General features: G+C 59.8%; 11 protein-coding genes. 8 read left to right on the top strand and 3 right to left on the bottom strand.

Going from position 1 to position 11,240, the window contains the following annotated elements:
- Window positions 1-172: 172 nt before the first annotated feature.
- Together ISS99_RS01630 and ISS99_RS01625 are read left to right on the top strand one after the other, a co-directional pair.
- Complete coding sequence (locus ISS99_RS01630; protein ID WP_204629813.1) at window positions 173-595, top strand: hypothetical protein; 423 nt, start codon at window positions 173-175, stop codon at window positions 593-595.
- A 56-nt stretch (window positions 596-651) separates the two neighbouring features.
- Window positions 652-915 (top strand): hypothetical protein, encoded by a 264-nt coding sequence (locus tag ISS99_RS01625; protein WP_204629812.1) that lies wholly within the window; start codon window positions 652-654, stop codon window positions 913-915.
- A gap of 426 nt (window positions 916-1,341) precedes the next feature.
- Here the strand turns inward: ISS99_RS01625 and mddA are convergent, their stop codons facing one another.
- The 3 genes from mddA to ISS99_RS01610 form a co-directional block, all read right to left on the bottom strand.
- Window positions 1,342-2,109: a methanethiol S-methyltransferase gene (gene mddA, locus ISS99_RS01620; protein WP_204629811.1), complete on the bottom strand. Its 768-nt coding sequence runs from the start codon at window positions 2,107-2,109 to the stop codon at window positions 1,342-1,344.
- Between the two features lie 281 nt (window positions 2,110-2,390).
- Complete coding sequence (locus ISS99_RS01615) at window positions 2,391-2,666, bottom strand: hypothetical protein (protein WP_204629810.1); 276 nt, start codon at window positions 2,664-2,666, stop codon at window positions 2,391-2,393.
- A 545-nt stretch (window positions 2,667-3,211) separates the two neighbouring features.
- Window positions 3,212-3,718: a hypothetical protein gene (locus ISS99_RS01610; RefSeq protein WP_204629809.1), complete on the bottom strand. Its 507-nt coding sequence runs from the start codon at window positions 3,716-3,718 to the stop codon at window positions 3,212-3,214.
- A gap of 136 nt (window positions 3,719-3,854) precedes the next feature.
- Between ISS99_RS01610 and ISS99_RS01605 the strand changes: the two genes are divergently transcribed.
- From ISS99_RS01605 to queD, 6 genes are all read left to right on the top strand, one after another.
- On the top strand, window positions 3,855-4,448 hold the full coding sequence (locus ISS99_RS01605) for an HAD family hydrolase (protein WP_204629808.1): 594 nt from the start codon (window positions 3,855-3,857) through the stop codon (window positions 4,446-4,448).
- Between the two features lie 318 nt (window positions 4,449-4,766).
- A complete protein-coding gene (gene tal / locus ISS99_RS01600; protein ID WP_204629807.1) occupies window positions 4,767-5,840 on the top strand; it encodes a transaldolase in 1,074 nt (357 codons plus the stop codon).
- Window positions 5,837-8,155 carry a glucose-6-phosphate isomerase gene (gene pgi, locus ISS99_RS01595; RefSeq protein WP_204629806.1) on the top strand — a complete coding sequence of 773 codons (2,319 nt, stop codon included), beginning with the start codon at window positions 5,837-5,839 and terminating at the stop codon, window positions 8,153-8,155. Before tal ends, pgi begins: the two co-directional genes overlap by 4 nt.
- Window positions 8,152-9,204, top strand: coding sequence for a phosphogluconate dehydrogenase (NAD(+)-dependent, decarboxylating) (gnd, locus tag ISS99_RS01590; RefSeq protein ID WP_239537546.1), 1,053 nt, complete (start codon window positions 8,152-8,154; stop codon window positions 9,202-9,204). The genes pgi and gnd overlap by 4 nt, the downstream gene beginning before the upstream one ends.
- Before the next feature lie 3 nt (window positions 9,205-9,207).
- Window positions 9,208-10,653 (top strand): glucose-6-phosphate dehydrogenase, encoded by a 1,446-nt coding sequence (gene zwf, locus ISS99_RS01585; RefSeq protein ID WP_204629805.1) that lies wholly within the window; start codon window positions 9,208-9,210, stop codon window positions 10,651-10,653.
- A gap of 83 nt (window positions 10,654-10,736) precedes the next feature.
- Window positions 10,737-11,099, top strand: a complete 363-nt coding sequence (gene queD, locus ISS99_RS01580; RefSeq protein ID WP_204629804.1) for a 6-carboxytetrahydropterin synthase QueD — start codon at window positions 10,737-10,739, stop codon at window positions 11,097-11,099.
- Window positions 11,100-11,240 lie beyond the last annotated feature (141 nt).

Genomic DNA, 11,240 nt, shown 5'->3' with positions numbered 1-11,240 from the left:
CCATGCTTGGGCCGTCCGTCTTGCGGGGGCGTGCGACCCATCCTTCGCACCTGTCCCGCCATGACCGGGCAAGGCGTTGCTATCGGGCGTCAGTGCTACCAAGCTGGTTAGGTCCGCTTCCGACCCAGAGCGGACGTTACGCGAGAACGAAAGAGCGGAAAAGGTGAACAGGATGAAGCCGCAAGTGGGGGACTTGATCGCGATTCCGTCTGACGATCGCTTCGGTGTGGCGAAGGTGTTGTTCTGCTCTGAGTATTTCTCGGAAGTCATCCTCATCGGGTTGTTCCGACGGACATTCGCAATGCCGAACTCGCCAGACATTCCTCTGATAGAAGGGCCGATGGACCTCTACTACACAGGTGATAGCTCTATAGCGACCGGTGCGTGGCCAGTAGTGGGACACCAAGCCCTACTGCCTGGCGAAAGTTCGCTGTCCAGACGAATTGTTGGGGGAGACGTCTGGGATGAGGACAGGCACCTCGGGCCTGCCTCTCCGCAAGACTTGGCGACTTTGCCGAAGATGTTGACGCAGGGCGCACGTCTCATTGAAAAGGCGGTTCAGCGGATCGGTGACCGTCCGACGGATAATCTTTAAGGTCCGCTTCCGACTCAAAGCAGACGTCACGATTCAATGCATTTAGGGAGAAGAACGTGAGCAACGATAAGGACGATCGGGTGTGTCTGGTTTTCATCCCACCGCTGGTTACCCTGCTATACCGGGCAGAAAGCACGCTTGGGCAGCCCCTTACGGAAGCCCAGGTCCTTGCCATCAGGGACAACGCTGCATGTATCACAATGCCGTTCAGCGTGGCCTTGAAGACCGAGCAAGAACGCGGATATCCCGATATCGTTGCTGAGCAGTGCTGGGAGGAGTGGCGGGCAGCAAGAGAGCAACTCTTTCCCAGGGAACTGTGAGGTCCGCTTCCGACCCATAGCGGACACTAGCAAAATTTAGAAAGGGAAACAGCATGGCGCCTTTTCCGTTCACAGACCTTCACAGTTTCAAAGACTATGTCGGCTTCGTGAAGTTGTGCTCACCGGACCTATATCCATTGCGGGAAGGTGTTCAGTCGGAGGATCAATGGTCTCTTGATCTTGCGTTCCAGGGGCTGAGGATCGGTATTGATTTATACATTCCCCGAGGACGGGATGGTGCGAAATTAGCGAAATGCGTGAGTTTGGCTCAAGCGGCGTATGACGACTATTTGGCCGGCAGGCCGCGCGACGGATTTGCGACGATGGCTGATCTTCAGCGCTTAGTGAAATCGTTTCCTTCGAGGTAAGTGTTATCGAGAAGGTCCGCTCCCGACCCCGAGCGGATATTTCCACACCAGAAGCATGCTACGACTGCGATCGGGGCGCTGATGCTGGTGGTTGTTTCACATGCTTCGGAAGGAGCGGAATAATCATTGGCACGCGTTGCCGATAGTTTCGATACTTCTCGCCAAACAGCGTGATCAGATCTCGCTCTTCGAAGAAGATGCCAACGAAGATGTACCCGGTGGCCGCTGCCGCGAAAAGCAGATGCCCATGAGTCATGTAAGGCGTCGACCAGAAAGCCAAGATAAATCCCAAATAGATAGGGTGGCGGACATATTTATAGAAAGCGGGCGTTTTGAATGTCGGCTTCGCAGCGCTGCTTTCTCGCCAACGATGAAACACTTGTTGCAACCCGAACAGTTCAAAGTGGTTAATCAGGCACGTTGATATGAGAAGGACGATCCAACCTATCGCCGAGAAGGCGATCAGTATCGCTCCCGCTGCGGAATCTCTTACATCCCAAACAACACCGGTCAGTGGACGCCATTGCCACAGGAGAAGCGCAATCGCGAGGCTCGCAAAGAGAACGTAGGTCGAGCGCTCGATTGATAACGGGATATAGCGTGTCCACCATTGTTTGAATCCGCGGCGAGCCATAACGCTGTGCTGTATCGCGAAGATGCCCAGCAGCAAGAGATCAACCACAACAGCCGTCCAAACGGAACCATTCGGACCGCCATCAATAGTCTTGATCCCGGGAATACGCTCGACAAAAGCGATCGTGTATAGAAAAGTAGCTAAAAAGAAGAGATAAACGAAGGCGCCGTAGGCGAGTGCTGCAAATCCCATAAAAACCTCCCCCGGCTATGGATAGCCAGTTGTCAGGGGCGGTACGGCGCGATTATATGCTTGATTCTTCTTTGAAAGGGCTTCTGTGACGCTGAAATCGCGTGTGAATGGATTTTGCTTCAATGGATTGGGAACTTATTGGCGGCTCAACTGAGGCTTCTTTCGCCGCTCCAAAAACGATGCCAAGTGCGCCTATGCGCGCATCGAATTTATATCTGCTTTCGACCCATAGCAGACATTTAACGATTAGGCGAAGGTGAAACGATTTAGCTTACTGCCTTTCAGGAATGAGCCGCCCTCTCGATCTGCTGAGTCAAAATCCCAAGCATTGCGCTCATGCTGGCATTGAACATCTCCAGATTGGGCGCCGTCGTGTCGATGTGTTTGTCGGGGATGTCGGAAATGATGTCCTGCCAGGTATGGTTGAAGAGCTGAGGGTCCGGGTGCACGGCGATCAAAGTCCGAACCCCATACTCGAGCGCCTTCATGGCTCCCACCATGGCCGAGCATATGGCCTCGTTGTGTTTGAGGACTTCGAGCATCTCTTCTTCGGTCATTGATGGGGCACCTCGTGATAAGCCTGCAGGCCAGCCAGCTTATGCCAGGCGCCATCCATCGAAGCGATCCCTGGACGGGCGCTTCAGCTAAATTGGCTCGTCCAGCTGGTACTGCTGGACCTGCATCACTCTAAGGACCCGCCATCGGTCCCGGGCGAAAGGCTAGGCGACGCCCATAGCAACTAGTACGCCACTTTTCTAAACGTTAGCTAAACGGCGGCTAGCCGAGACTTCATGACGGTAACTTTGACGGTAAGTGCGTTTGATGTGGCAAATTTATTTGATATTTATCAGATATATATGCCATGTATTCCGGTGCACCCATAACGCCATTTCCCGTTTCCGCCTCGCCAGGTCCGCGCCCGCGGCAGCGAGGATGTCGGCGCGCGCTTGCGCGCGAAGCGGCCATGCTTGTCGGCGTGAAATGCGTGCACGCAGGCGGCCGCCGATGCAATGTGCGCCCTCCCTTGGTCGCCATGACGCGAAGCCGGTTCCGGGTCAATGCCGCCCGACGCCATCGTCCCGGCGGCAATGAGCCATGGTGTCTACGTGCTCTTCTTGTCCGCCGCCGGAAGATTTATCGAGTAGAGCGCCGACGCAATTTTCCAGCCGTCGTTAGTTCGAACGACGGACCAGATGATGCGGCCGTGCCCGATCTTGGCGAAATAATCGAAGGAAACGGAACCCACCTCCCCGTCGGAATGAACGGCGAGATTTTCCGTGCGATCCGGCGGCAGCTTGACCTCGCCCACGACGTCTTCCTTCGCGGTTATCGACAGCGTGCGCGGTACCGGCTGCTTGTTGGCGGCAGTGACGACGGCATAGGAGCGAGGGGCGAATCCGCCGACGACAGGGGCATCGCCGTTGACATACAGGCCAAGCAGCGCCTTGGCATCTTTCCTTGCAATCGCTTGTTGATAGCTGTCCCACAGCTGATGAAGCGCTGCGTCATCGCTGCTTTCGGCAGACGGGTTGTTGGCGACCTCTGCAGCCTGGGCGCAACCGGTTGTTAACGCGATCATGACAAACGCTTTGAGCACACCTGCTTTCATAAACTCCCCTTTGCATGCATCCCGTTTTGGGCGCTTGAGCGTTGACCATGGGCTATCGGCGGGAGTTCCGTCTTTTTTTCGTCGTGCCCGGGATGCATGCCTCACTCTGGTCAAGTTAAAGAGAGTTCGTTGCTGCATGAATCTGGCATTGTTTGACTTCGACGGCACGATTACGCACAAGGCAATGTTTGCGGACTTCATCCGTTTTGCGGTTCCCCGTCGCAGGCGGATACTGGGTACGCCGCTGTTTGCACCGATGGTGGTGGGTTACAAGCTGGGGCTGGTGTCGGGCAACGCCATCCGCTCGAGCGTGGTGAGTTTCGGCCTGCGCGGTGCGAGAGCCGAACACGTAAGAGAGATGGGCAGGCGCTTTTCCGATGAAGTGCTGTCCACGGTGCTGCGGCCGATCGCCCTGGAACGCATCCGGTGGCATCGGGAGCGTGGCGACAAGGTAGTGGTCGTATCCGGCGCCCTGGATATCTATCTCGAATACTGGTGCCGCACCCACGGGCTTGATTTGATCTGCTCGCGCCTCGAAGTAGTTGATAGTCACCTCACCGGGCGCTATCACGGGCCGCAATGCGTGGGTGCGGAGAAGTCGCGACGCGTGCGCGAAACCTGCACGCTTCAAGACTTTTCCACGGTCTATGCCTACGGCGACACCGAGGAGGATCTCGACATGCTGAGCATGGCCCACAAGAAATACTATCGCTGGCAGGAGCTGCCTTAGCGAATGACATCGCTTGGTCATCGGATGTCGCCATCGTAGCGCCGGGCCAACGATCCCCGGCGTGGCATACCTGATCACTTCTCATATGGCACTGTGCGCCAAAAGGACTATGCTGGTCGGCCTCAACGTGGGTTCGTGCGCTACGCCGAAAGACCGGGCGAATGCGCTGCAATCCACCGAGTATCGGCATGGTCGCGAGCACCAATCCCCTTCGTGGATGCCCGCGCACCGGCCAGGTTTTTGACGTTGCCGCGAGCGATCGCGCCGGACATCAGGTCCGCTCGAGCGCCTTGCCTCATTTCACATAGGAGTAATGCAATGGAACACCCGACCCGCACGCTCAATGGACTCGGCCAGAGCCTCTGGCTGGATAACATCACGCGAAGCATGCTGGGAGACGGCACCTTGCTCAGCTACCGCGAGCAAAAGAGCGTGACCGGCCTGACCTCCAACCCCACCATCTTTGCCCAGGCGATCAAGTCGGGTAAGGATTACGACGCCTCGATTCGCGCGGCGGGGCAGGTGGAGCCGGAGACGGTGTTCTTCGGTCTGGCCATCGACGACCTGCGCCGGGCCGCGTCCATCTTCGAGCCGGTCTACCAGCACACGCACGGCGTGGACGGCTGGGTTTCGCTGGAAGTCTCGCCGCTGCTGGCCGATGACACCGAGCGCACCGTCGAGCAGGCCGTGGCGCTGCACAAACAGGCCGCCGTGCACAACCTTTTCATCAAGGTACCAGGCACCCCGGCCGGCATCGGCGCCATCGAAGAATTGATCTTCCGCGGCGTGCCGATCAACGTCACCCTGTTGTTCTCGCCAGAGCAGTACCAGGCTGCAGCCGAAGCCTGGTTGCGCGGCCTGGAGCGTCGTCACGCGGCGGGGCTGGACCTGGACGTGGCGTCGGTCGCTTCCGTGTTCATCAGCCGCTGGGACGTGAAGGTGGCGGACAAAGTGCCGGAGGATCTGCACAACAAGCTCGGTTTCGCAGTCTGCGGGCAGATCTACGCCAAGTATCGGCAACTGCTCGATTCGCCACGCCTGCAGCGCTTGCAGAACGCCGGCGCCCGCGTGCAGCGCCTGCTGTGGGCCAGCACCGGCACCAAGGATCCCAAGGCCAGCGACGTGCTGTACATCGAAAACCTGGTCGCGCCGCTCACCGTCAACACGATGCCGGAAAAGACGCTGCTGGCCTTCGCCGACCATGGCAAAGCCGAGCATCTGATGAAGCTGGACGATCCGGCCATCGCCAGCACGCTGGCTCGCTTCGAGGCGGCAGGCATCCAGGTGGAGCCGCTGGCCAAGACGCTGCAGCAGGAAGGTGCCGATGCCTTCGTCAAATCCTGGCGCGAACTGCTCGACACCCTCAGCGAGCGCATGGGGGCCACGGCATGAGCGCGCTGCGCGAGAAAAAGTCGTGGCGCGCGCTGGAACAATACCAACCTGAAATAGCTCGGCAGCATCTGCGCGATCTGTTCGCGGCAGATCCAAAGCGTGCGGATCGTTACCGTGCGGACGCGGCGGGGTGGAAGTTCGATTACTCGCGCCACCGCATCGACGACCGGACCTTGCAGCATCTGTTTGCCCTGGCGCGCGAATGCGGGCTGGAGGCTCGTCGCGATGCCATGTTCGCCGGCGAGAAGGTGAATACCACCGAACAGCGCGCCGCCTTGCACATCGCGCTGCGGGCGCCGGCGCGCAAGGTGATCAAGGTCGACGGTGTCAATGTCGTACCGGAAGTGCGTACGGTGCTCAAGCGCATGGCCGAGTTCGCCGATGCCGTTCGCGAAGGACGTTGGCTGGGGTTCAACGGCCGGCCGATCCGCAACATCGTGAACATCGGCATCGGCGGATCCGACCTTGGTCCGGTGATGGCCTACGAAGCTTTGCGCCACTACAGCGACCGCAAGCTGCAGATGCGTTTCGTCTCCAACGTCGACTACACCGATTTCGCCGAAGCGGTGCGCGACCTGCGTCCGGAAGAAACGCTGTTCATCGTCGCGTCCAAAACCTTCACCACGCTAGAGACCATGACCAACGCCCACAGTGCGCGCGATTGGTTGCTGGCGGCGACGGGCGGCGACAAGGCGGCGGTGGCCAAGCACTTTGTCGCGCTGTCGACCAATGAGAAAGCGGTGGAGGAGTTCGGCATCTCCACCCAGCAGATGTACGGGTTCTGGGATTGGGTGGGCGGCCGCTATTCGATGGACTCGGCGATCGGCCTGTCCACCATGATAGCCCTGAGTCCGGATGCCTTTCACGAGATGCTCGCGGGTTTTCACGCGATGGACGAGCATTTCCGCACCGCGCCGCTGGAACGCAACCTGCCGGTGATCATGGGCCTGCTGGGCGTGTGGTACACGGATTTCTTCAACGCCGAAACCGTGGCAGTGCTGCCGTACGAGCAATACCTGAAGCGTTTTCCGGCCTACCTGCAACAGCTCACGATGGAGTCGAACGGCAAGCACGTCACCGTGGACGGCGCGCCGGTCGATTATCCCACCGGTCCCATCTACTGGGGCGAGCCGGGCACCAACGGGCAGCATTCGTTCTATCAGCTCATCCATCAGGGCACGCGCCTGATCCCGTGCGACTTCCTCGGTTTTGCGCAATCGCTCAATCCCTCGGGCCGCCATCACGACCTGCTGATCGCCAACGTGATCGCGCAGGCCGAGGCCTTGGCCTTCGGCAAGACCCTGCAACAGGTGAAGGCCGAAGGCGTCAACGACGAGCTCGCCCCGCATCGCGTGTTCGAAGGCAATCGTCCATCGAGCTTGCTGTTGGCCGACCGCCTGACCCCCGCCGCGCTCGGCAGCCTGATCGCCCTGTATGAGCACAGCGTGTTCACCCAGGCGACGATCTGGAACATCAATCCCTTCGATCAATGGGGCGTGGAGCTGGGCAAGCAGCTGGCCTTGCGTGTCGTCGACGAAATCGAGTCTCCGCGCAAGCCGCTCAACCACGACAGCGCCACCAATGCGACGATCGCCTGGTATCGCAAGGCTCGCCGCAAGACCAGCACCGAAGAGCGTGCATCGGCGACCGCCAATGCGGCCCATCGTGTGCTGGCCATCGATATCGGCGGCAGCCACGTCAAGGCGATGCTCAGCGGCAATCCGCGCGAAGTGGCGATTAAGTCCGGCCGCACGTTGACGCCGGAACTCATGATCAAGCAACTGCGTCCGGCCATCCGCGCGTGGAAATACGATGCGGTGAGCATCGGCTATCCCGGTCCGCTGCTGCACGAGCGCATCGCACGCGATCCGTACAACCTCGGCAAGGGATGGGTAGGCTTCGATTTTGCCAAGGCGTTCGGCTGTCCGGTCAAGATCATCAACGATGCGGCCATGCAGGCGCTAGGCAGTTATGAAGGCGGCCGCATGCTGTTTCTCGGCCTGGGCACCGGGCTTGGCACGGCGTTCATCGTTGACGGCCTGATCGAGCCGATGGAGCTGGCGCATCTTCCGTACAAGAAAGGTACCTTCGAAGACTACGTTGGCGCGCGCGGCCTGAAGAAGCTGGGCAAGAAGAAATGGCACGCGCACGTGTTTGATGTAGTCGAACAACTGCGAGCGGCGCTTGAGCCCGATTACGTCGTGCTCGGCGGCGGCAACGTGCGCGAGTTGACCGAATTGCCCGAAGGCGCACGCCGTGGCGACAATCACAACGCCTTCGTCGGCGGATTCCGTTTGTGGGAGAACGAAGCATGAGCGCAGAAACGTCAGGGAAAGCATCGCTGCAGCTGGGCTTTGTCGGCCTGGGCCGCATGGGGTTGAACATGGTTCGCCGCATGCAGCAGGCCGGCATCGATTGCGTGGTTTTCGATACCAACCTCGATGCACGCAAGGAAGCTGCCAGTTACGGTGCGACTGCCGCCGAATCGATCCAGGATCTGGCCGAAAAGCTGCAGGCGCCACGCGCCGTGTGGCTGATGCTGCCCACCGCGGTGGTGGATGCCGTACTCGACCAGGTGGTGCCGCTGCTGTCGCCGGGTGATACGGTCATCGATGGCGGCAACTCGCATTACGTGGAAGACCTGCGTCGCGCCGAGGCGCTGGGCAAGCATCAACTGATGTATGTGGATGTGGGCGTCAGCGGAGGCGTGTGGGGCCGCGAGCGCGGCTATTGCCAGATGATCGGCGGCCCGGAAAAAGCCTATCAACGATTGGAGCCGGCTTTCGCAGCACTGGCTCCCGGTGTCGACGCCGCGCCACGCAGCGAGGGACGCACGGGCGAGCCGTCATCGGCGGAAAAGGGTTATCTGTACTGCGGCCCGAATGGTGCCGGCCATTTCGTGAAAATGGTCCACAACGGCATCGAGTACGGCCTGATGGCGGCGTATGCCGAAGGCTTCAACGTGCTCAAGCATGCCAACGCAGGAAAGCAGAAGCGCACGGCCGATGCAGAAACCTCGCCGCTGGAGAATCCGGAGCGTTATCAATACGACTTCCCGCTTGGCGAAGTGGCTGAACTGTGGCGACGCGGCAGCGTGATCGGTTCGTGGCTGCTCGACCTTACTGCGGCCGAGTTGGGGCGCGATCCATCCTTGAAGGCGTACAACGGTCGCGTTTCCGATTCCGGCGAAGGCCGCTGGACGGCGCAGGCAGCCATCGACGAAGGCGTGCCGGTACCCGTGCTTGCGGCGGCTCTGTTTGGCCGCTTCACCTCGCAAGGCAATGAGCTTTACGCCAACCAGGTGATGTCCGCCATGCGCCACGCCTTTGGCGGGCACAACGAAAAAACCGGCAACAAGGAATGAGGCATGACTGCTACCACGCTCGTCATTCTGGGGGCTAGCGGTGACTTGACCCAGCGCCTGCTGATGCCGGCGCTGTATCGCCTGCATACGCTGGGTCTGACATCGGACCTGCGCATCATCGGTTACGCCAAGGAAGCGTGGAGCCGACAGCATTTCGAAAAGCACATTCACGAGGCACTGCAAGCGTTCGCGCCGGACTTCAAGACGGCGGACTGGAACCGTTTTCGCCGCCAGCTCGATTACGTGGGTGGTGAACTGCAAGCAGATCAGCTCGCGGCGCTGAAGGACAAGCTCGCCCCTTCCACGCTTTTCTATCTGGCATTGCCGCCGCCGTTGTTCGGCGTTGCGGCAACCGCGCTGGGCGAGGCGGGGTTTTCGAAGAACCCGCGTGGCGGCTGGCGGCGCCTAGTGGTGGAGAAGCCGTTCGGTACCGATCTGGCTTCCGCCCAGGAGCTGCGTGCGCGGATGCACGACCACTGGGATGAAGAGCAGATCCTGCGCATCGATCATTTCCTGGGCAAGGAAACCACCCAGAACCTGATGGTGTTTCGCTTCGCCAACCGTTTCCTCGAGCCGATCTGGAATGCGCAGCACATCGCACAAGTGCAGATCACGTACGCGGAGACGCTTGGCGTGGAGCAGCGTGCGGCGTACTACGACAAGGCCGGTGCCTTGCGCGACATGCTGCAGAATCACTTGATGCAGTTGTTCAGCCTCGCGGCGATGGAGCCGCCCTCGAGCTGGGATGCCGAGGTGCTGCGCGATCACAAAGTGGAGGTGCTGCGTTCGGTCATTCCGATCACTGCCGGCTCAGTGAACAAGCATGCCGTGCGCGGGCAATACCGTGCCGGCAAACTGGGGCGCAAGAAGCTGGCTGGCTATCGCGCAGAGCCGGGCATCAAGCGCGGTTCCGATACGGAAACCTTCGCGGCATTGCGGTTGGAGGTGGACAACTGGCGCTGGCATGGCGTGCCGTTCTACCTGCGCAGCGGCAAGCGCCTGGCCAGCAATTATTCCGAAATTGCGGTGCAGTTCCGCGAAGTGCCTGGGCCGATCCCGCATGCGGTGGATGCCGGCAACAACTGGATGATCTTCCGCATTCGTCCGGTCGAGCGCATGGATCTGTTGGTAACGGCCAAGCAGCCGGGTGGCAAGCTCGCGGGGCGTCCGGCCACCTTGAGCGCACTGTATGCCACGCCCGACGATCGGGAGTTTTCCGCGTACGAACAATTGCTGATGGATGCGCTGGGTGGCGACCGCTCGCACTTCCTGCGCTTCGACGAAGTGGAGTGGGCGTGGAAGGTACTCACGCCGGTATTGAATGCGTGGCAAAAAGGTGCGCCGGATTTCTATGCGGCAGGCTCCGAAGGGCCCGATACGCAGGCGCGGCTGCTCGATCCCGATCATCACTGGCGATCGATCGCACTCGATGGCGGAGATCAGGTGTGAACGCACCGAAGTCCGGCAGCCGGTAATTCCTCGCAGCTCGATCACCGCTGCGGCGCCACGAGCCGCAGCGGTAGAATGGCGTCATGCATATCTTCAAAGTTTTCCAGATCGAGGCTGCGCATCGGCTGCCCAACGTGCCGGCCGGGCACAAGTGCGCGCGCCTGCACGGCCACTCCTTCCGCATCGAAATCCACGTAAGCGGCGAGCCCGATCCCAAGCTGGGTTGGGTGATGGATTTTGCCGACGTCAAAACGGCCTTCGCGCCGCTCTACGAGCAGTTGGATCATCACTACCTCAACGACATCGAAGGGCTGGAGAACCCGACCAGCGAAATGCTCGCGCGCTGGATCTGGCGCCATCTGGAACCGGCCCTGCCCGGGCTGGACAAAGTGGTCGTGCACGAGACCTGCACCTCGGGCGCCGCATGTACCCGAGACAGTTTTTGACGCGTCGCAAAATTAATCGATTTGTCATCAACTGGTTGTGTTTGTTGAATATTTTGTGACATATCGCTTTTTTAACAAAAAAGATATTGCGCTGCACAATATTCGCTGCTAGGCTTTGTTCCACTCTCCCACTCCCGTTGA

Origin of the sequence: Dyella mobilis (assembly GCF_016904945.1) — a bacterium.
Taxonomy (GTDB): Bacteria; Pseudomonadota; Gammaproteobacteria; order Xanthomonadales; family Rhodanobacteraceae; genus Dyella_B; species Dyella_B mobilis.
The sequence above is the reverse complement of the archived record's forward strand: the minus strand, read 5'-3'. Positions and strand labels throughout refer to the sequence as shown.

Coding starts and splice junctions, on each gene's coding strand:
- gnd (WP_239537546.1), top strand. CDS start 8,152: ATGAGCGCAGAAACGTCAGGGAAAGCATCGCTGCAGCTGGGCTTTGTC.
- mddA (WP_204629811.1), bottom strand. CDS start 2,109: ATGGGATTTGCAGCACTCGCCTACGGCGCCTTCGTTTATCTCTTCTTT.
- tal (WP_204629807.1), top strand. CDS start 4,767: ATGGAACACCCGACCCGCACGCTCAATGGACTCGGCCAGAGCCTCTGG.
- queD (WP_204629804.1), top strand. CDS start 10,737: ATGCATATCTTCAAAGTTTTCCAGATCGAGGCTGCGCATCGGCTGCCC.
- pgi (WP_204629806.1), top strand. CDS start 5,837: ATGAGCGCGCTGCGCGAGAAAAAGTCGTGGCGCGCGCTGGAACAATAC.
- ISS99_RS01630 (WP_204629813.1), top strand. CDS start 173: ATGAAGCCGCAAGTGGGGGACTTGATCGCGATTCCGTCTGACGATCGC.
- zwf (WP_204629805.1), top strand. CDS start 9,208: ATGACTGCTACCACGCTCGTCATTCTGGGGGCTAGCGGTGACTTGACC.
- ISS99_RS01605 (WP_204629808.1), top strand. CDS start 3,855: ATGAATCTGGCATTGTTTGACTTCGACGGCACGATTACGCACAAGGCA.
- ISS99_RS01615 (WP_204629810.1), bottom strand. CDS start 2,666: ATGACCGAAGAAGAGATGCTCGAAGTCCTCAAACACAACGAGGCCATA.
- ISS99_RS01610 (WP_204629809.1), bottom strand. CDS start 3,718: ATGAAAGCAGGTGTGCTCAAAGCGTTTGTCATGATCGCGTTAACAACC.